Annotated in this window: 16 protein-coding genes; 3 read left to right on the forward strand and 13 right to left on the reverse strand. The window is 44.4% G+C overall.

Annotation, left to right across the window (positions count from 1 at the left end):
• A partial coding sequence (locus tag VNM22_00805) for a right-handed parallel beta-helix repeat-containing protein (GenBank protein ID HWP45673.1) occupies positions 1-2,589 on the reverse strand: 2,589 nt, incomplete at its 3' end.
• A 452-nt stretch (positions 2,590-3,041) separates the two neighbouring features.
• Here VNM22_00805 and VNM22_00810 point away from each other — a divergent pair.
• The 3 genes from VNM22_00810 to VNM22_00820 all read left to right on the forward strand — a co-directional run bounded on the left by VNM22_00810 (position 3,042) and on the right by VNM22_00820 (position 6,757).
• Positions 3,042-4,874, forward strand: a complete 1,833-nt coding sequence (locus VNM22_00810; GenBank protein ID HWP45674.1) for a hypothetical protein — start codon at positions 3,042-3,044, stop codon at positions 4,872-4,874.
• A 66-nt stretch (positions 4,875-4,940) separates the two neighbouring features.
• Entirely contained in the window at positions 4,941-5,906 is a 966-nt protein-coding gene (locus VNM22_00815) for a methyltransferase domain-containing protein (protein ID HWP45675.1), read from the forward strand.
• 11 nt (positions 5,907-5,917) lie between these two features.
• Positions 5,918-6,757, forward strand: a complete 840-nt coding sequence (locus VNM22_00820; GenBank protein HWP45676.1) for a class I SAM-dependent methyltransferase — start codon at positions 5,918-5,920, stop codon at positions 6,755-6,757.
• A gap of 37 nt (positions 6,758-6,794) precedes the next feature.
• Here the strand turns inward: VNM22_00820 and VNM22_00825 are convergent, their stop codons facing one another.
• The 12 genes from VNM22_00825 to VNM22_00880 all read right to left on the reverse strand — a co-directional run bounded on the left by VNM22_00825 (position 6,795) and on the right by VNM22_00880 (position 21,761).
• Positions 6,795-8,669, reverse strand: a complete 1,875-nt coding sequence (locus VNM22_00825; protein ID HWP45677.1) for an XrtA/PEP-CTERM system amidotransferase — start codon at positions 8,667-8,669, stop codon at positions 6,795-6,797.
• 17 nt (positions 8,670-8,686) lie between these two features.
• Positions 8,687-9,817, reverse strand: a complete 1,131-nt coding sequence (locus tag VNM22_00830) for a TIGR03088 family PEP-CTERM/XrtA system glycosyltransferase (protein ID HWP45678.1) — start codon at positions 9,815-9,817, stop codon at positions 8,687-8,689.
• A gap of 155 nt (positions 9,818-9,972) precedes the next feature.
• The gene (locus tag VNM22_00835; protein HWP45679.1) at positions 9,973-11,289 is read right to left on the reverse strand and encodes a putative O-glycosylation ligase, exosortase A system-associated; all 1,317 of its coding nucleotides are present in this window, start codon (positions 11,287-11,289) and stop codon (positions 9,973-9,975) included.
• A gap of 16 nt (positions 11,290-11,305) precedes the next feature.
• On the reverse strand, positions 11,306-12,532 hold the full coding sequence (locus VNM22_00840) for a glycosyltransferase (GenBank protein ID HWP45680.1): 1,227 nt from the start codon (positions 12,530-12,532) through the stop codon (positions 11,306-11,308).
• A 10-nt stretch (positions 12,533-12,542) separates the two neighbouring features.
• On the reverse strand, positions 12,543-13,847 hold the full coding sequence (gene lysA / locus VNM22_00845; GenBank protein HWP45681.1) for a diaminopimelate decarboxylase: 1,305 nt from the start codon (positions 13,845-13,847) through the stop codon (positions 12,543-12,545).
• 27 nt (positions 13,848-13,874) lie between these two features.
• Positions 13,875-15,446: an acyl-CoA ligase (AMP-forming), exosortase A system-associated gene (locus VNM22_00850; protein HWP45682.1), complete on the reverse strand. Its 1,572-nt coding sequence runs from the start codon at positions 15,444-15,446 to the stop codon at positions 13,875-13,877.
• 79 nt (positions 15,447-15,525) lie between these two features.
• On the reverse strand, positions 15,526-16,572 hold the full coding sequence (locus VNM22_00855) for a hypothetical protein (protein HWP45683.1): 1,047 nt from the start codon (positions 16,570-16,572) through the stop codon (positions 15,526-15,528).
• Between the two features lie 5 nt (positions 16,573-16,577).
• Positions 16,578-16,835, reverse strand: coding sequence for an acyl carrier protein (locus VNM22_00860; protein ID HWP45684.1), 258 nt, complete (start codon positions 16,833-16,835; stop codon positions 16,578-16,580).
• Between the two features lie 25 nt (positions 16,836-16,860).
• Positions 16,861-17,901: a GNAT family N-acetyltransferase gene (locus VNM22_00865; GenBank protein ID HWP45685.1), complete on the reverse strand. Its 1,041-nt coding sequence runs from the start codon at positions 17,899-17,901 to the stop codon at positions 16,861-16,863.
• 22 nt (positions 17,902-17,923) lie between these two features.
• A complete protein-coding gene (locus tag VNM22_00870) occupies positions 17,924-18,910 on the reverse strand; it encodes a polysaccharide deacetylase family protein (GenBank protein HWP45686.1) in 987 nt (328 codons plus the stop codon).
• Between the two features lie 186 nt (positions 18,911-19,096).
• The gene (asnB, locus tag VNM22_00875; GenBank protein HWP45687.1) at positions 19,097-20,983 is read right to left on the reverse strand and encodes an asparagine synthase (glutamine-hydrolyzing); all 1,887 of its coding nucleotides are present in this window, start codon (positions 20,981-20,983) and stop codon (positions 19,097-19,099) included.
• Between the two features lie 19 nt (positions 20,984-21,002).
• On the reverse strand, positions 21,003-21,761 hold the full coding sequence (locus tag VNM22_00880; protein ID HWP45688.1) for a tetratricopeptide repeat protein: 759 nt from the start codon (positions 21,759-21,761) through the stop codon (positions 21,003-21,005).
• Between the last annotated feature and the right edge of the window lie 6 nt (positions 21,762-21,767).

A 21,767-nucleotide genomic window follows, 5' to 3' on the forward strand; every position in this document is an offset into this window, starting at 1 on the left:
ATCTACCGGATCATAATCCAGTGCATGAAAAGCCAAAGTACCCACAGAACTCCCAGCAGGTTGGGTTTGCATAATTCGACTTGCCCAGGTCTTGGTAAGGGGATTGTAGGCATAGAAGACTCCGTTTGCAACCCCACCTCCAATGATTTGATTCACCGAATCATAGGCCCAGCCAGATTCCTGTGAATTAGGAATATCTCCTGTCATATCGGTCACTTCTTTAATTTTGGATGCACTCCAATTCTTACGATTAAGAGTTATCTCAAACACTCTGGTCGGATTTCCTCGAGCAAGGTAATACATTTTTTGATTGGGTGGATAATAGATCAGATTATTTGCATATCCCAGAGCGCCATCTGCGTAGCTGAGAACCGGCGTTCTTTTATTTGTTATAGGATTATAGGTCCAGAGACCATACTGGCTCATAATAACAACTAATCCAGACACCGGATCATATTCGGCAGCAGCCGTAGGATCCATGGCATCTACAGAAGTATAAGACCAGGTTTTGGCTACAGGGTCATAAATTGCAACTTTACTGTTTTTTTGGTATAAGGGTTCATTCTTCGTTACTGGGTCTACCCGAGGAGTACAGCGACCTGTCCCATTGGCATACCCTAACAGCAATAGCTTCTTGGTATTATCCGGAATAACGAGCATATCATATGTATGACGAGCCAGAGGATGACCCGTCGTTATCCACTTTCCATTCACTTTATCCATATTCGCCAGGTTGGTCATCTCTGAACAGAGGGTAGAAGGATAGGCACTTTGCCAGGTAAGCGTATTAAAGTTGAACACACTGACATCATCTCTAAAGGTAGAGGCATGCCCGCCTCCAAACATAAGTAGCTGATGGTTAAATTTATCGTAGATCAGTCTGCTATAATCGGTGATAGCTTCACACCAGGAAGGGTCGTCGGCCGGTTGATCGCAGGTATACTTTCCCAAATCGAGGGCCGTATTATCGGGAAGATTTTGTAAAAGTGACTTTAGATTGGTTATAACCTCGGGTGAATTTTCTTTATCGAGCTTAATCTGAGGGTTGTGAGAAACACTTGGGGGGGTTTGAACAAGAGCCTGAGTCGTTGCACTAATACCCGGGGATTGTGGCGAGTCATTTCCTGCTCCATCATAGGCAGATACCGTATACGTATAGGTCGTTGAGGGCTCTAGAGTAGTATCTGAAAAAACAGTGGAGTGCGTGGTAGAGAGTAGCTTACCATTTCGGTAAATCTTGTATCCGACAACTCCCATGTTATCAGTTGCCGGGAGCCATGAAAGATCAATCTGGGATGAAGAAATTACAGTTGCCGTAAGATGAGAAGGAACGGAAGGGGGAATCTTATCAGAGAAGCTGGGGGTTCCAAATTCATAAGCACCTATATCGATGGCACTCCCTACCATGGTCCGCGGTTCTCGGTTCGCCAAATGAACATATTGCCATATCGGGGTTAGGTCTACATTATTGGCTTTACCTGGATTAACTCCGGCATCGATCGCCGGTGAACCCTTGACAAGATGATAATCAAAATTAGCCCTATCGACAAAAGGTGAATCCTGGGTAACAAGATTGGCTATTTGTTGACCTTTCCCCCATAAAACGGTGCCTGGCCCCACAAAAAGATTATTTATTAAGGTTACCTTTGGATTTCCAAAAATCTGAACAAAAATACCTCCGGATGGATAATCATTAACAAACGTGTTATTAACCACATAAAGCTGTTGAACTGGATTCGTACCGCCCTCTGCGGCATAGGCTATTATGCTAAAGTTATCGGTATCGGGTCCCTGCTGAATCAAATTACCAATCAGATAAGAAGCTCCCCCGTTGGGTAGATCAATGGCATAACTGGAAGCACCTGTTTGCTCATCCATAATCCGATTGTAAAGGATATAATTTTCCTGCGCCCGACTCTTTACATTATGCCCAATTCTCGCATGATGGATATAACTATAACGCAGGGTAAAGCTTCGGATCTTGCCAACATAAATATTATGAGCATGAACACTCGAGTCATCCCCTCTATAATAATTATTGGCAAACTCCGAGTATTCAATGAGGAGGTCGCTTTTAGGATTAGCTCCGGTAAGAATACCCATTTCATTATCATGGAAATAGCAATTTCTAACTGTAAGCCCGGAACCTTCCAGACGGATTCCAGCCCCATTATGATCGGGAACTACTGCGTCTGAGAATTCGATATTTTCAATGGTGGTATTATCTCCTGCAATAACCCAGATTCCTTTACCCTGAGCACTGGCTCCATTTGCCTTAAGATGAGCTTTACCCCCAACCCCTCGAATGGTTAAATTATTTGCATGCCAGACGGCTACATCGGCCGTATAGATACCAGCATCGATTTCAATTATGTCCTTATCCTTGGCTACTGCGGCTGCTTGACTTGGCTTCGCATAGGGCTTTCCAGGTCCAACCCGGAGTATTGAAGCCGCATTTACCTTACCCGTACAGGAGGAAAATAAAGGGATCAAAATTAGAATCAACAGGATTGACCGAGCTACTATGACCTTTGGTGTAAAGTTGTAAATCCAATTCCCTATAGAGCTGATGGGATAACTTTTATACATTTTTTCAATTTCTATTTGCCTGATTGCCGAAGAATCTACCGGATCCTTGTAGATTCGGACCGGCTTGAGGCTGATATAAAGAATGTAACTTAAATGTAAAACACCCTATACCTGCCAGGCTGCCTGGGTGCCCGTAATACCTCTTCATTTTGAAATTTAAAGATATATTCATTAATATGACCCCTTAGAGGTCAAGTAGGTTTAAAAAATTTAACCCTAAAAAACTGATTTTTCTTTTTGGACCTGGGTTTGTTGATGAAGTTTGAACTTGACAATTCTAACATTTTAAATCTATATTTGTTATTCAATTGGATCTGTGATCTGTCCTGATTGAATCGATGGGCTGAATGTTTTGGAGTTTTTAGAGAGATTGTGCAGGTAATTTTATTATTTCAAACGAGTTGTTCATTGGACTTGATAAAAGTTTCGATGGACAGATAGAAGACGACCCCTTGGGAAATTTTCTGGTTATTATCTCCTCAAAGGATTTTCAAAGTGAAGCTAACCAATTATTTCGTTCCAGCTTAGAGATCGCTCGCTATATAAAATTTCCACCTCCTGGTAGGATTGTAGAAACAGAATGGGCTTATGCTGCATCCTTTGCACGTCAAAACGGTTCTGGCACATCCCTTGTTTATGATCCGGAGACAGAAAGCTGGTTGCTTGCTATGGGGGTCTGGTTTCATGCAGACGGTTATGGAAGTGGTGAAGAATCTCGTTTGCTGGCCCGATATCTGGAGTTAGATCCTCTTCTACTTGGAAGAGAGTTGGAAGGATTCTTTGTCATTGTTATTGGGGATGGGAGGACCCGAGAAACGATTGTCCTTACAGATATTGTGGGTAGCTGTCATGGTTTCTTTCGATCCTGGAAGCAGGGTATCGCTTTATCCGGCTCTTCCTTACTCCTGGCAGGTTTGGGGAATTTTAACCTGGACCCCGTTGGTTGCCAGGAATTTCTCTGTACCGGGATCATTTACGAAGATCGAACTTTTTACCAAGAGGTACGTAAACTAGAGCCTGCTTCGGTCTTCCGATTTGCAAAAGGTGCGCTGGTATCTAAGCAGCGATACTGGCAGATTACAGATATTGTCCCCGAATCCTTAGATGGGCAGTTTGCCGTAAGAAGATTGGGAGAAACTCTCATAGGCACTGCACAGAAGGTTGGACGTATTTTCACGCGTCCTGTTTGTGATCTGACAGGTGGTTATGATTCTCGAGCCCTTGTATCCGCCTTCTTATCATCCGGTGTAAAATTTACAACCGTCGTATCCGGGCCAGCCGAGAGCCCCGATGTGATGGTATCGCGTAATCTGGCTCAACTTATAGGACTCCCCCACTTACATATCGAGCCGCCTGGGTCGATATCCTTGGATTATATTCGGCAGGCTCTTGGATTGACGGATGGGGAGTATGATCTTGTAGAATATGCGCGAATTTTGAGGATTCATCAAGTTCTATCGGAGCAATTCGATATCAGCATTAATGGTTCGTTCGGGGAGTTAGCTCGTGGTTATTGGTGGGAATTACTTTTTCCGTACACAGGAGCCTATCGTAAACTGGATTCCCAAAAACTCGCAAAATTGCGCTATGCGGCCCAAAGTTTTGATGCTTCATTATTTCCACCTGAAACTAAGCTAGATCTTGTTTCCCATTTTGCCGACGTCATTGAACGAACTAACAGGGGTCTTTCTCAACTTCCTAATACCTTGCAGATGGATCACGTTTACCTGATGATGCGAATGCAACGATGGCAGGGGCGGATTGCAAGCAGTACCAATCGACTTTGGCCCTGTTTATCACCCTTTCTTTTCCGTCCGGTTCTGGAAACAGTGCTTCAAACCCGCGCCCATCTTCGCCAACGAAGTTTACTAATTCGACGGATGTTAGCCGAGTTTCAACCCCAGATGGCAGAATTTCCACTTGAACATGGTTATCCGGCCCTGCCGGCTACGTGGAAAAATTTCTACCGCTTCTGGCCCCTGTTGGGGTATTATGGAACAAAAGTTCTGTCCAAGATGGCTCACCGGATAGGCAAGAATTGGTTATCACAAACCTCACCCATTGACTACGATCTCATACGATTACAACTCTGGAGTGAAGAAGAAGTTCAGGAACTGTTACGACCTACCACCATGGAACTTGGTTGCCTGGTTGATCCGGCTGCCTTAAATAATTTCATCCAACGATCGCGGCAAAAAAACTTCCCTTTCAACAAGCAATGGGTATGGATATTCAGTCTGGAATACACCTTACGGATTTTAAAAGGTAAGAAAACTCAACTCTAGCCGGTGAGTTAAGGTTTATATGTCAATCAACTCGCTTTAATTATACCTTCCTAACAGGAGAGGCCCATGCAATCCCAAATCAAATTATCGACGGCCATTGAAGAGTTACTTCGTTGCCCGATTTGTAGAGCGAGATTTGAGCGAATAACTGATCAGTATATCTGTACCGGCTCTGAATGCCATGCCCGTTTTCCCATTATAAATGGCATTCCTGTGTTACTTAATGAGAACGCCAGTCTGTTTTCCATTCAGGATCTTGTCTCCCAGAGTAATAGGACTTCTACTTTCCAAGAAAATAAGATCCAGAAAGTGTTAAGGCAATTAATACCGGGTATCGGTCAAAATGTGAAGGGTAAGCAGAATTACAGTAAGTTTGCTAAACTACTGCTTGATCAATCCACTACTCCAAAGGTTTTGGTAGTTGGCTGTGGAACGCTGGGTGAAGGAATGGAATCTCTTCTGATTCATTCCTCTATTGAGTTAATAGAAACGGATATCTTGTTTGGGCCCCGTACCATGCTGATATGTGACGCGCATGATCTCCCCTTTGAAAGCGACTCATTTGATGGGGTAATTGTACAGGCAGTTCTTGAACATGTTGTGGATCCCTATCGATGTGTTGAAGAGATTCATCGGGTTCTTAAGAAACAGGGTTTAGTCTATGCCGAAACTCCCTTCATGCAACAAGTGCACATGGGTCGCTATGACTTTACGAGGTTTACTTATTTGGGGCATCGCCGCTTGTTTCGAAGATTTGAAGAAATCGATAGTGGGGCAACCTGCGGTCCAGGGATGGCCTTAGCATGGGCCTATCGATACTTCCTTTTGAGCTTTACAGAATCAAACCTCTTAAGAAGTTTTATCAAAGTGTTTGCCAGCTTTACATCTTTTTACTTGAAATACCTGGATCGTTATTTGATTGAGAAGGCAGGTACACTGGACGCTGCTTCAAGCTATTACTTTATAGGCAAAAAGAGTCATTATACCCTATCTGATCGAGAGCTAATCAAACTCTATAAAGGGGCATTTTAGGAGAAGAAATTATGAACGATGAAAAGGAATCCGGCCTACCCTCACAACCCCATCTATCCAGTTGGGATTACTCCAGCGATGAAAGATTTTACAATTACTATGCAGAGGAGAGCCAGAGCGAGAAAGCACGAGAACGTTTTAGTTCCATATGTAATCTTATATTAAGGATGATAGGAACGGATAAAGCAGCCGCTCGTCCCCTTGAGGTGGCTGAAATTGGCTGTGGTGCAGGAACTATGTCTATTATGTGGGCTGAGATGGGTCATCATGCCCACGGTTTGGATATCAACAAACCTCTTTTGGAGCTGGGTAAAAAGCGCGCGGCCGAAGCCGGTTACAAAATAGATTTCCAGGTTGGGTCTGCTGTGGAACTACCTTGGGCCGATGAGTCGATGGATGTCTGTATCGCTCTTGGGCTCCTTGAACATGTGGCCGATTGGGAAACCTGTTTGAAGGAATTTACCAGAATCCTGCGAAAGGGAGGTATTCTCTGTCTGATGACTACCAACAAACTCTGCCCTATACAAGAGGAATACAATTTACCTTTATATAGCTGGTATCCCCCGTTCCTTAAGCATTACTTCGAGCGTCTTGCCATGACGAAACGTCCGGATCTTGTTAACTTTACAAGGTATCCTGCCGTGAATTGGTTCAGTTTCTATAGCTTACGAAAGGTATTAACGGCTCAAGGATTTCGTTGTTTTGACCGGTTTGATGTGATAGACACTTCCAAAAAGGGTACTTTGACAAAATGGCTGGTAGCTTCTATACGTACCATACCTATACTCAGGTGGCTTGCCCATACTGCCACATCGAGCACCATAGTTGTTGCGATAAAAGGCCTAAATTAACCAGATTAAATTGATCAAATCAAGGGGTTTCACATCTTTATTGGAATTCCTGTTGCCACATTTTAAACATCAGTAAGGTCCAGAGCTCTGTCGAACGATCACGAAGACCGCTCTGATGTTCCTTCCAAATTTGCCGGATGGTCCTATCATTAAGTAAATCATTACCGCCTGGCCGGAAGATCACATTGTGGGCCATATCTTTCAGCTCATTCCGAAACCATCGCGCCAGCGGGACGGCAAATCCCATTTTCCTTCTATAAAGGATCTCCTTCGGGAGAAGATTTTCTAAGGACTTTTTAAAAATATATTTGCCTGTTCTTCCTCGAAGTTTCAGGTGGGAGGGAATTGTTGCAACTAATTCCATGAATTTATGATCCAGTATGGGTGCACGAACTTCCAGGGAATTGGCCATACTTGCTCGATCAACCTTGACCAGAATATCATCGGTTAGATAGGTCTTAATGTCCACATATTGAATCCGGGAAAGGGGATCTTGTGTATCGGCTTTGTCGTAGTAATATCGAAACACATCGAGGGTATTATATCCGGCCAGTTTCTGTTTGATATCCGGATGAAGGAGTTTTTCTTTCAGAGCCGGTCGAAAAGCTGACATGGATAGGAAGTAACCCTCGATAGGGGAGCAGGCCAGGCTTTCAAAAGTGGCCTTTCCTCTAAAAATACGGGGAGCCCAGTCTGCCTTTGGGTAAAGACTGGCCAATGTCCCAAAGAGGGGTCGACGGATACGATAGGGTAAGAGGGTACGGAGGTTATTTTCTCGCTTATCAAAGTAATAACGACGATAGCCTGCAAAATTTTCGTCCCCCCCATCACCTGAAAGTGCAACCGTCACGTGCTCCCGTGCAGCTTTGGAAACATAATAGGTTGGAATAGCCGAGGAGTCTGCGAATGGCTCGTCATAATGCCAGGCGAGTTTATCGAGAATTCCAACAGCATCGGGGCGAACAATTTGCTCGTGGTATTCAATATTGAATTTAGAGGCCACAATCCTGGCATAATTTAGCTCATTATATTCTTCTTCCTCAAACCCTATGGAGGAGGTAATGACAGGTCCTCCCATCAGTTGACTCATAAGGGCAACAACTGAAGATGAGTCAATTCCACCTGAGAGAAAAGCACCCAGGGGCACATCACTGATCAAACGGATACGAACGGCTTCCCGATAGGTTTCAAGAATATGTGCGCACCATTCTTCCTCGGTCAAATCCCTGGGATGAGCAAAGCTGATATCCCAGTATTCAACTTCTCGCAGGGTGTTATTGGATACAACTAAATAATGACCGGGGCGTACCTTACGAATATGCTTAAAAATAGATTTTGGGACCGGGATATAGAGGAGTGAGAAGTAATCAGAGAGGGCTTCCAGATCAATCTCACGAGGGAGGTTTGGCACTTTTAAGATGGCTTTCATTTCAGAAGCGAAAATAATTCGAGAGCCATCATAAAAATAAAATATAGGCTTTTTACCCACCCTATCCCGTGCCAGGAGAAGCTTTTTTTCTCGTTCGTCCCAAATAGCAATGGCAAACATCCCGCGCATATATCGAAAGCACTGCTCTCCATACTCCTCATAGAGATGAACGATAACTTCCGTATCAGACCGGGTTTTAAAGATATGACCTTTCTTCATCAGGTCATCCTGTAATTCATCAAAATTGTAAATCTCTCCGTTGAAGACAACCCATACCGTCTGATCTTCGTTGGTCATGGGTTGATGCCCACCCGACAGGTCAATAATGGAAAGCCTTCGATGACCCAGTCCAACAGGTCCCGATATATAATATCCATCATCATCCGGCCCTCGATGGGTCATGGTATCGGTCATACTTTTCAGTAAATCCCAAGAAACCGGATTATTCGTTCTAAAATTATAAATACCACTAATACCGCACATAGTTTCTCCCAGGATGTTTAGTTATTTTTTGTTTCCATCATCAAATGGGTATAGAATGACTCATAATTAGCAACCATTCTATCCAGGCTAAACCTATTTACCACCCTTTGCCGACCCGCCATTCCATGTTCCTTCATAATGGCTGGATTTAAAATATAACCCTCCAATACCTTTAACAGGGTAGCCAGGTCTTCTTTTGGAAACAGGTACCCTGTTTCCCCATTTACGACCAGTTCGGGATTCCCCCCTACGTGGGTTGCAACGACCGGTATTCCTGTAGCCATTGCCTCAAGAATGGTATTAGAAATACCTTCTGCCAGAGAGGGAAGTACAAATATATCCAGTAATTTGAGAAGCTCGGCTACATCCATTCTGGCTCCCAAAAAACGAACACTTTTGCGAATTCCCAGATCATTCGCTAACTTTTCCAAATCTCTCCAACAAGGACCATCGCCGATAATTAGTAAAGTTGAGTTATAATACCGGGCATTGAGTTGCGCAAAGGCTTTTATGAGAAGTTGCTGATCCTTGATCGGGTCTAATCTCCCGACCGTACCCAATATGATATCTCTATCTGTATAGTTATACTTTGCTCGAATGAGGCCCTTATCATAAGGGTTAAATTTGACTGTATCCACGCCGTTATAAATAACATGGACCTTTTCCCCCTTGATCCCAACTTTATCTACCAGCCACTCCTTTAGCTCCTTAGAGACAGTAATATAACCATCTACAAAACAGGATAAACCTTTTCGGATAAGATTTTTCTTTTTATTCGTACCATAAGGGTCTGTTATATCTCTCCCATGTTCTCCATGTACAACAATGGGAATTCCTGCTAATTTTGCCCCTATAATGCCATCGATAGCCCCCCAGTTTCTGGTATGGACAATATCTACCTTCACTTTCCTGAACAAACGTGCGACTCTTAGCGGAAGAAGCAACTCCCGGGCTTCACCTTTTTTCATTTCAAAGATTTCTACATCCTTTCTAATCAATTTTTCAGCACTTTGCCCGGATCGAGAAATGCAGCAGATCATATGCTTAAATTTATCTGGATCCATCTTATTAATAAGATTTACAACTCCATTTTCTAACCCTCCGATATTTAAAGAGGTTAAAACATGCATGATTTTAATAGATTTCATGAGAGTCTCTTAAAATTAACGAATCAAGATTCAAAGGGAAGATCAGGAATTTTGAGTTCAACCCCCCCAGGTAGAATAATAGACGTAAAAGGTAAGCAAAACTAAGGAAACAAAATACTAAGCAAATTTCTCAGGTAAGGATAATCTGGACTATTTTATAGGGCTTGCGTAGAAACTCCCGAAACTTGCCTAGACATCTCCTTACCGGCTTGAATTCTTTTTTCTTTATCGGCTAGAAGTTTAAGCTCTTTTTTTGCCAATGCTTTTAAAATGATAACAAGCGATATGATATGATAAGAAAGATCAAAATAAGCAAGGCCTAAGAAGGCGCCACTTACAATATAAGCATACAAACTCAACTCTAACATGTCGGAGTAATTGCCTATCCACTCCAAGGAAGGAATATGCTTGACGGTCTTTTTTAATTTCCTGGTACTAAGAAACGATGAGGTAAGAAGCGTGAGAAATAGAACTAACCCGGTAAAACCCTGTTCTCCTAACATTTCAAAATATATACTATGGGCATCGTGAAAGTTATAAGGCTCTGGCGCATAAATTATAAAAAGCCGAGGGTCAAAAACACCAAAACCGCCCCCAAAAAAGGGTCTCTCACGGGCAATATTCCAGGCAAAGTACCAGGCATTAATACGTCCCATGGCCGAGGCATCCTGTTCATAGGTTTTGATGGTACTCATACGTTCAAACCATTGCTCTGGAATAAATGCAAAAAGTAAGCATGCCCCTATCAGAATACCTATAACGAGTGAGATCTTCCTTATCTTAATAAGAAACATAGCGGTAATAGCTATTAATCCTAATAAGGCCCCTCGGGAGTAAGAGAGTATGATAGAAAGAATGGAGAGGAAGAAAGTAATTCGTAAAGCGAGTTTCAATTTCCAGTTCTTTTCTTCTCTGGCAAGGTAAAAAGTAATAGGAGCGACGACGAGTAAGGCCAGAGCCAAAGCATTGTTATCTTCGATAAAGGTATAGGGCGGACCCCATACACGGAATTCACCGCCGGTCAGAAGACCAAAAATACCTCCTTTAAGTCCATAGAAACCTATAGAAAAGGCTATGGTCAGTAGAAGATTCCGTAGCCTGGCTCTATCTGTGATAAGACAGGTGGTAATGATGGTCATTAACAGAATTTTAGACGTCTGATTCCAATGATCCCATGCTTTATCGGGATAGAAAGCCAAAATAGAAGACACGGTAAATACCGTCCAGAGAAGAAAGATCAGGATAGTTTCTCTTACGAGAGGAAGCTTCTTTTGTTCACTTGTAAAAATAAACCCCAGCAGAGTTGCTAAACCAACATATTTGGCTACCGGGAAAAAAAATGCGGGGCCCCACGTCAGCCTATGGGGATTCATATAACTTATCCAGGACCATACTAAGATACCTATGTAAGGTCTTATAATACATATCGGCAAACTACCGAATATAATAGCTAAAACTAAGTAGTCACGCATGGTTGACCTTTAAGCCTTACCTAAGGAATGAATCAAGTAATTTTACAAGTTCTCGTGTTCTAGATTCTCTAGAATGGCTTTGGATTTCCTTAATACTGATTATGGGGGCATGATGTTGACGTACTTGGGTCAGAAAATCAAGTAAGCCCTGCATTATCTGCTCTTTTGAGTCCAAGGGTACTATGGTATTTATTCCTACTGATTTTAATACCTGGGCAGTATCCCCCGCGGGGTCTGTCATAGCAAATATAGGACGCCGCGCCCGCAGATATTCATAAATTTTTGCCGGTATTTGGTGATTACAGTTCGAAGCTTGAAAAATCAATAAGCCATCAGCTCGCAACATTTCTACCAAAGCGTCTTGGTAAGAAAGGGGAGGTTCAAGAAAAACAAGGTCTTCGATGCCCATTTTGCGAAGGTTCTGACGGTAATAGTCTTCATAGCCACTGGCACGAAGGATAATCCTCAGATTTGAAGAAGAAATCTTACCGGCCTGACGTAACTCGGCCAGGGCCGCAAAAAAAGCACCTGGATCCCGTTCCCATGGATACAATAATCCACTATGCACAAGGGTTATGCGATGATTCGAGGAGGGCTGATTGACAACGAGTTTTTCTGCCGCTATAAAATTCTCCTCATCATACCCATTGGCGATAATCGCCCAGCGATCCTGGGGGATTTCGGGATAACGTTCAACATACAGGCGCAGGGTTCCGGGCGTGGTAAATACTGCCCGTGCACAGTGTTTTACAGTATAACGCTCAATCCAGCGATAAGCCCGCCAGGTGGCAAAGTCTGGTGGATAATTATCTTCCGTCATAGAATCTCTAAAGTCGGCAATCCAGGGAATCCCTGTCAGACGATGTAAAGTCCATCCAATGAGATGGGCCGTAGCTATGGGAAAAGTGGACCAAATCACCCTGGGCCGATATTTATAAATTAAACCCAGTCCCACAGGTACTGCACCCAACCACCAGCTAACCCATCGATCCGGCAGCGCCAACCACCTGGGATAAGAACCTCGTATTGCTAAATGTCGGGCGGCATCCAAAGCAAAAACCCTCTTAACTACAGCATTCTCTGGAATTTCCCCAAGTTGATCCTTACCTATTTGAGAATAAGCTCTTGGATGCGCTGTTAAAACAAGGGGTTGCCAATTATAATCAGGAAGATAGCGGCAAAATTTAAGTGTACGTTGAATGCCACTACTGCCACGAAACGGCGGATAATGAAAAGCTATCATCAGGATTTTCCTAGAGTACATCATGGGAAAGATCTTCATAAGTTCCCCGACGACGGATCAATCTAACCTCTCCATTCTGGACCAAAACCTCCGCGGGGGTAGGATGACTCAAAAAACCCAAGGGACTGGCCGTCCTGGCGTAAGCTCCCGATTGAAAGATTCCTACCAGGTCTCCAACTTCTGCAGAAGGGAGTTGTACCTCCCTGGCAAGGACATCCAGAGGGGTACAGAGCGGACCGACTACCTCCACAGTCTCAAGGACCTTCTCGTTGAGCTTATTCAAAATGGCAACCGGAAAATTCCGTTTAATGGTTTGACCCAGATTTCCCGACGCGGCTAAATGATGATTCATCCCCCCATCCACAATGAGAAATTTTTTACCCCGTGAGACCTTGATATCATTGACCCGGGTGATATAAAGGCCTGCCTCTCCAACCAGATAACGACCGGGTTCTATGACAAACTGGGTTCCGGTAAAAAGTTCCTCCCCTTTAATTTCGGTCATCAAGATCCCCAATTCTTCACGTAACTTCTCCATGTCAAGCTCCCGCTCATTGGCAAAGTAGGGAATACCCAGACCCCCGCCAAAATCCAGTGTGTGCAAAGGTTGTTTCAGATACCCGGCCACCCGTCTGGCGATTTCCAGCCCTTTACGATACTGGCGTATCAAAGTCATAGGATCCAGGATCTGGGTTCCGGTAAAGAGGTGAACGCCTCGAAATTCCAGGGACGGAATCGATAAGAGTTTTTCCAACACTATGGGGAGACTTTCCTCATCAACCCCAAAGGGGGCTGGTTTTCCTCCCATACGCATGGCCCCACCTTGGGCTTCTCCACCTGGATTAACGCGGATTGCTACTTTGGCCTGTATCCCCAATCGACGACTGATCGTTCCTATCCGCTCGATTTCCAGAAGTGATTCCGCATGAATTTCTCCGATCCCCCGGGCTAAAACCAGCTCCAACTCGGCTTCTGTTTTACCAGGTCCAGCAAATAGCATTTTCTCTGGCGGACATCCGGCGCCCAGGGCCTGGTAAAATTCACCCCCGGAGGCTATTTCAAGGCCACACCCTTTAGCCAGAAAATGCTTGAGAATGGCACGGTTGGGATTAGCCTTCACAGAATAGCTGATGGCAAATTCCAGAGGAAAAGTGCTCCGCAGAAGTTCCCATTTTCGATCCAACACGTGACCGTCGTAAACGAACAGAGGAGTTCCATGACTCGCCGTAATGGCACCGATGGATACGCCGCCTATTTGGAGCTCTCCATTGGATAAATTGAAATATTTATGAATCAGGGTCGTAACAGAATCCATAATTTACCTGACAGGTTCGTTTAAAAATCAAAGTCCTTCACGACGACGCAGGGCCGGATAGTCTACTTTACCACTGGGGGTCTTAGGCAATTCAGGGAGGATCTCCACAGTTTTGGGTATCATATGGCGTGGCATTTTCTCTGCGCAAAAGGCCAGGAGTTCCTCAACGTTTAAGGTGACCCCCTCTTTGGGAACTACAAAGGCTTTAATAGATTGTCCAAGAATCTCATCGGGAATTCCGATGACGGCGGCTCCTCTGAGCTTACCGCTCTGGAAAAGCACTTCCTCCACTTCGGTGGGGCTTATCCGGAATCCCGAGGATTTAATCATGGTATCTCGACGGCCTACAAAATAAAGAAATCCTTCTTCATCCATCTTCACAAGATCTCCGGAGTAACAAACCTTTTCGCTATCACCCAACTCCGGAGGTAATAAAGGATGAGGCCGTAAGACTTTCGCGGTAAGTTCCGGTTGTCCCCAATAACCCATAGACACCGTGGGTCCTCGATGAACCAACTCACCCACTTCCCCAGGTTTACAGAGCTGTCCTTGCTCATTGATGACCAGGATCTCGGTGTTAGGAATGGCTTTCCCCATGGAAGTCGGACGACGGTCCAATTCCTCAGGAGGAAGATAGGTTGATCGAAAAGCCTCGGTCAACCCGTACATCAAGAAGATCTGGGTCGTTGGAAGCGCCTGACGGAGTATGGCTAAGACACTCTGGGGCATGGCTCCTCCGGTGTTGGTGATATATCGCAGGTGGGGAAATTGATGTTTCTGCAGCGAGGAATTAGGCTGAACCATCAGACTCCAGAAGGTAGGAACGCCAGCCAGGCCTGTGATCCGTTCTTTCAGCAACATCTGGACAACCTCTCGGGCAAAGGTAAAATTTATCAAGACAGCGGTACCTCCCTGCTGAAACGCCGTCATAATCTGGTTGAGGCCGGCATCAAAGCTGAAAGGCAAAACACATAAAATTCGATCGGCTTCTGTGATCTTGAGGTAGGTGGACACGATGGAACTTCCTGCCATAATCTGGGCATGGTTCAACATGACCCCTTTGGGTTTTCCCGTCGAGCCTGAAGTATACAAAATGGCGACCAGATCTTTTTCAATTCCCACCTCACGCCAGTTCTGTGGAGGAGTTAACCGACAAAACTCCTCAAAACGGTGAACGGGAAGAGGAACATCTGGAATCTCACCCTCTCCAGTTATTACAAGGAATTCTAAAGATTTTATCTCTCTAAGAACCGGAGATAGAGAGTTCAATTTGGTTGGACTGGTAATGAGACCTTTCATCTGACAGTCCTTTGCAATATGGGCTACCTGATCGGGAAACAGAAGGGAATTGATAGGAACAAAGACCCCACCCCCATAAGAAATACCAAAGATAGAAAGGGCCTGAGGTACCGAGGGGTCCAGATAAATACCTATTCTATCCCCTCGCTGCAAACCGGCACTTCGCAGGCCATAAGCCAGACCTGCGAGTCTCTTCATTACCTCTGCATAAGTTAAGCGTTGATCTCCATGGACTAAAGCTTCTTTTTCAGGTAAGCGTTGGGCACTGGTTCGTGGCATATGGTGAATCAGAAAATCCATACTTATTCCTCCCGTAGTTTTTATCACCTTCGAAGCAAACTGATAAATAAGTTAAAAGTTGTAGAAGGCAATCTAGGGTTTAGGCTAAAATATCTACATAATTAAAAGACCATTTGGGTTGTTTACTTAGCAAAGTTTGTACCCGATTATTCGGCTGTGCATAGGCAACCACGTTGGCTGCTTTACAGCGATAATAAAAATGAGCTTTTTGAAAAATCGGAAACAAGCTGCTTTCCTGAGAGATAATGGCATAGAGCACCTGGCTGGATTCTTTTTTTAGGTACTCCACAACGGCCTCAAGAAGCTGGAGCCCCACTTCAGGGGAAACAAATCCAAACAGGTCAATGATATAAGCCTCCTGATCCGATATGGAAAAAACGACGAAGGCCTGTAACTCGCCGCCTCGACGGGCTGTAATGACCGAGTATTGGTGCAAGGGATCCTCTCTATAACGCCAATTTAGATCTTCGGCCTTGCGTCGACTGCGTATCCCATCACCTCCTCCAACTTGTTCATCGAGTCGTGAAAATTCCTCACCAAAACCATGGGGATGGAAGGAAATTTCAAGACCTTTCACCCTATGCCTTCGAAGAGTCCAGAGATCAAGTAAAAGATTTCCCAAAACCGCAACAGGAACCAATAATTTTCCCGAACTTAGATATTTTGCCAGTTGTCGATCTGTTTTCAACAGTCTGGCATAGCGTTGCATCTGACAATTGGCCGGTATACCTAACCGACGAAAGGTCGACATGCCTTGATCATGGGGAGGACAATCGTAACAAAGCGCCAGGATTCCTCGATTGACCGGTTCAAAGGTTGCACGTTGCAACATAAGGGCCGGCCCCAGAGTCCGATGCGTAGCCTCAATAGCAAAATCCCCCACCTGACCACAAAGCTTTATCTCCCTTCCTATCCACAGGGCACGGGGAAACACTGAAGCGACCCCCACAATTTTTTTGGTTTCATGTTCGTAAGCAAACCAGGACCAGGCCTGCCCTGCAGGATTATTACGATAAAGCCAATTAAAACGACGGGTGTGGGGCAACTCTTTCAGGTTCCTCTCCAGAATGCCCAAAAGTATTTCCTTATCAGAATCAAAATTAACCGAGCGTGTCTTGATGATCATGGAAGTTATCCGGAATTAGCCTTACTTTTTCCTTCAACAAACGCCGCTATGTGCCCAATGGTTTGGAAATTCTCCGGAACAAGGTCTTCATCGGATATGCTGATCCCGAATTCCTTTTCCAGATAAGTTACCAAATCCAGGACTCCCAGCGAATCGAGAATCCCATTTTCCAATAATGGATCGTCGTTATGGATGTTACGATTCCGGGCTAACGGAAAATGCTTTACAATGAAATTTTTAAGCTGCTCACTGATTACCTGCATCGGCAACATAATCTCTCCTTAAAGATTAACTGTCACGATCCCCCTGGATTAAAAACCAATTTCCAGGATCGAACGTCATGGGTTCTAAAGTAAATAGGGAAGAGGTATATACCACGACCGGACTTGCTTCCCGGGCTTTAAAGCCTGAATCTTGGAGTAAAGCAACCCACGGATGTGACGCTAACAGGGAGATACTTACAGTTATTACGCCTCGTTTTCTCAAGAGAACTCCTGCGTAGTTAACTAAACTCTTTATAACTTTATGGTCTTGAATCCCAAACAAATCTACCAGGGCAGCATCCTCACCGGTATGGGCAAAAATGACATAGGCCAACAGAGCCTCTCCCTGACGGGCTGTTAACACTTCATAATGACCAAGGGGATTAGCCAGATATCGCCAGTTAAGATACTCTGCCGAACGCTGAAGGCACACTTCATACCTGCTTCCTACCTCTTGAGCAAGCAGGGAGAATTCCTCGCCAAACTTACCATCCAGGAACGAAATGGTTAAGGCCGGGTTGACCCCGGGATAGGGGTCGTAGAGCCGCAGTAAAAGATTACCTGCTTTACTTAACCCTTGAGCCAGTATGGGAATTTTTACCATCTCCCTGACTTTCCGATCCACCCGTAGGGGTCTGGCCAAACGAACCATCTGACCGAAGGGATGGATCTGAAGTCGTTGATAAATTGCCGTCATACTTAGACTGGGAAAATCATAACAGAAGGCAACCCTTGCCGAATCAGCCGCCGCAAAACAGGCCCGTTGCAACTGTAGAGCAGGACCCAGGCTGCGATACTTTTCGTGGATACAAAAATCTCCCAACACCCAACCCAATTCCTCACGTCCCCTTATATAAATACGACGGGGAAAAGCACTTACCATCCCTACAGCCGACCGGGTCTGTATATCGGTAGCTATCCAGACCCGAGCCTGTCCAAATGGGTTATTTAGATAAAGCCAGTCAAAACGATAACCGTCGGACTGTCTGGTTAAATGTCGGTAGAGTAACTCAATGATTAACCGACGATCTGAATGAAGATCGGCTTCTCGAATATGAACGGCCATAAAGGTTTCTCTTTTTCTTGATCTAATTTGGGTAAAGCTTATACCAATTCAACTTCACGGCAAAGGTAGGAAGGTGGTTCTCCCAGGGCATCCCCCTTCGTAATTCGAACAAATCCTGGTCATGCTCATTGGTACCGAATATCATGGTGACGGCACACCCATAGCCGGCTTCTTTTAAGATATTTTTGGTAATTTCTGTAAAGTCCTGTTTTCTTCCACTGGGATAAGCAAAGGTTCTTACAGGTACCCCCAACTGTGCTTCGAGGATTTTTTTTGATTTTAAGACTTCTTCTCTGACCTTATCAGCCGGCAATCTGGATAAAATAGGATGGGTTACCGTATGGGATCCAAAAGATATTCCCTGTTGCTGCATGATTCTTACTTCTTCCCAGCTCAGCATAAGATCAGTCGCATCTTTTTTACCGGTAACCTTAAGTTTTTCGATCAGACGTTGAATCCACAAAGATCGTTCATGATCCTCCAGGGCACGTAAAAAATTCAAGACTTGTCCATGGGCAAAACGCTTTTCCTCGATGGTTCTCAAGGGATAATCTTTTAAATTAATTCCATATCCTGCCAGAAAAGGTTCTTGGGTTTCTCGAAAAGCGGCGAAAACCACATCATGCCATAAAACTTTTCCAGAACCAATATAGTCGGTGGCTAAAAAGATGGTGGCCGGCAGCGACAGTTTCTTAAGGATCGGAAAGGCATTCCAGTAGTTATCCTTATAGCCATCATCAAAGGTGATAACTACGGTATTATCGGGAATATCTTTTTTCTTAGCCATTTCAATTACATTCTCCAAAGAGCATACCCGAAAATGCGTGGCCAGATACTCCATTTGCTTTTCAAAAATTTCTGTGGGAACAGCCGGAAAAAAGGGATCATATTCGTTATTTACCCTATGATAAACCAGGATCTGAAAGTTTCTGAACTGCCGTTTTTTAATAAAAGGAAATGCAAATCGGGTATCTTTCCTGAATTGAAAGTGATTACTTAAACGATTCATCCACCCCAGCATAGGGGAATAGAAGCAGAAAGCCGCCACTAGTTTCCACATCTGTTTTTTACATCTGGATAGAAATTTCTGCATATCCGGAATCGGGTTACCTACCAGAGACCATCTCAAAAATAAAAGACCTTCTCCAGATACCTTCCTGAGAGTTAAAACTACAAAGGTTCAAGGGTTCTAGCTTCATGACCCTATGTTTTTTCGATGCCATAACTCCAGGATCATTAAATTCCAGAGAGCCGTTCCATAAAAAGAGGTTTCATCGGTTTTATGGAGTTCGACCATCTTTTCCAAAGTTCTTTTCTTAAAATAACCTCGCTGGATGCTTCGGGGACTCAGGACCAGGTCCTGCATCATCTCATTAAGTCTCTTATCTGTTCGGAGCCAAACAGGAATAGGAAGTCCAAAGCCATGTTTTTTCTTGGCCCGGGTTTCTGGAGGAAGCAAATCCGAATAAGCTTTCTTAAAGAAAGATCGAAGTTGTCTTCCCCGCATTTTGACAGAGGCAGGGATCCTCATGGCAAATTCGGCCAGAATATGATCCAGGAAGGGAAAACGTACGGTTATTCCAACGGCTTCCGTCATTCGCGTGACCTTAAAAAGATCGTTATCGGAGATGGCCAATTTCAAATCGATATAGAGTTGGCGATCCAGCTCACTTCGTGCAGGTGCCTGAAAATAACAGGAGTTAACGGTTGCTGAAAGATCATAATCTCTTCCAACCGCTTCCAGCAGGCTATCTTCCAGCAGTTCTGCCAACGGAATAACCTGGAAAAATCCATAGGAGGAGAGGCGGGCCGGGTAAGGGATACTGGCCCGTTGAATATACTTTTTTCCTTTTAAAAAAAGATCCCACTTCCATCTATCGGCCAATGCGAAGACCAGCGGTTTTATCAGGAATTCCCGGAACCCTCCTGGAATCATAGAATAGTACTCGAAGAGGCGTTGGGTGGCATAGCGCTCATTTCCGGCAAAGAGCTCATCTCCTCCATCTCCGGCATACAGGATATCAACTCCCTGTTCCCGAGCCATTTTAGCACAAAAGTAGGTTGGGATGGCAGAGGCATTGCCATAGGGTTCATCAAATCCTTCCAGCAGAATGGGAATCGCATCGTAAGCATCCCGAGGGGATACAAAATATTCATAATGTTTGGCTCCAAAGGCCCTGGCCGCAATCCGGGCATAATTGATTTCATTAAACCGTTGCTCTTCAAATCCGATGGAAAAACTCTTAACCGGATGCTGAATCAGTTGGGTCAGGACCCCCGTGACCGTGCTACTATCTACCCCTCCACTCAAAAAGGTTCCAATCTGATTTGACATTCCGTCTACCTCCAAACGAACAGAGACGGCTTCTGTAAAACGGGTTTTGAGTTCTTTGGCCAGCTCTGATTCGATGGCTGTGGAAGGAAGCCGAAAGTGAATCTCCCAATAGGGTTCTAAGTAGACTTCTCCTCTCTGATAGGTCAGGAAGTAGCCTGGGGGAAGCTTTTTTACTTCTCGGAAAATCGTCTTCGGAGTCGGAATGATGGAAGCACCGGTTACCTCTACAATGGCTTCGGGATGTATGGTCCGTTTTATAGGAAAAGGACAGGCTAAGATCCCTTTCATTCGAGAGGCAAAGACCAGCTTGTCTGAATCCTGATAGTAAAGTAAGGGGTGAACCCGAAAGCGATCGGTAGCCAGGTACAAAGCCTCTTTGCGGCCATCCCAGATAGCCAAGGAAAACTCTCCACGAAGCCCTTGTAAAAAGTCCATTCCTTTTTTTGTATATAACATCAGTAATTCTGAAATAACTTCAGTACTCTGGTTCTTTGCAGGAACCCAATCCTTTAGATTGTAAAGGGTTCCATGAAAAGCCATTACAAGGGGTTGACCCTGTAACTCCCTTTCCGCTATTCCCGTCAGACGTCCTGGAAACCCTTGAGCTCCTATCCCTACGGATTCTAAAGTTGTTGCAAAGCTATCCCCCTGTTCCGACACTTTTAACGCCTGAACCAGGGATAATACATCTCCTTGGCTCAAACGGTTATTTTTATCATTAAAAACAATTCCGCAGATTCCACTCATGGCAGCCCTTTCAATTAAATCAATTCTGTTGTTCGGACTTTTTCTTTTGATCCGGTTTACCCTTTTTACCTTCTTCGGGTTTGGTTTTCTCGGATGAAGTTCCCTCCGGTTGAATTTTCAGAGATTGAATGTCTTCTGACTGGATCTTTATGGACTGAGTTTTCACCGGCATATCGGCTCTATAGCCCAGCTCTTTGGCCTGCTGCTCAGCCTGACGGCCCAGTTCCATATTACCACTTTTATAGTAGGCTTTGGATAACCACGCATAGGCCGGCGCCAGCTTTGGGTCCATTTTTATGGCCTGTTTCAATTCGGCTATCCCCTCCTCAATTTTGCCAATATCTACCAGGTACGATCCATACTGAGCATGGGTAAAAGCATATTGCGGATATAAGCTAAGTGCCTTTTTGTAATAGACAATGCCCAAGGTCGGAGCATTAGTTAATTTAGCTACAGATCCTAGAAGTTGGAGTGCAACCGGATGATTAGGAAATTTTTCCAAGGTATATTCAAGATCTGTAATTGCAGGTCCAAAATATCCCGTGCGAATATTACTAAAGACCTTCTCATCGAGATGAAAACGCTCAACTAAATTAAGCAGACCTTTGACTTCAGGATAGAAATTAGCGGTGTAATAATCCTGATTTATCAAAGTTCCGGTGGCGTTACGATCACTCCTTATCCCCTGGGCTTGAACCAAAGGGAAACCCGAGAGGACAATAACGAGTATCTCCACCAGGGAGAGGATAGAAATCTTTGTAAGGAAAGTTTTACTCATGACCAT

The sequence above is a fragment of the Candidatus Limnocylindrales bacterium genome (assembly GCA_035559535.1).
In the GTDB taxonomy this organism is placed as follows: Bacteria; Moduliflexota; Moduliflexia; order Moduliflexales; family JAUQPW01; genus JAUQPW01.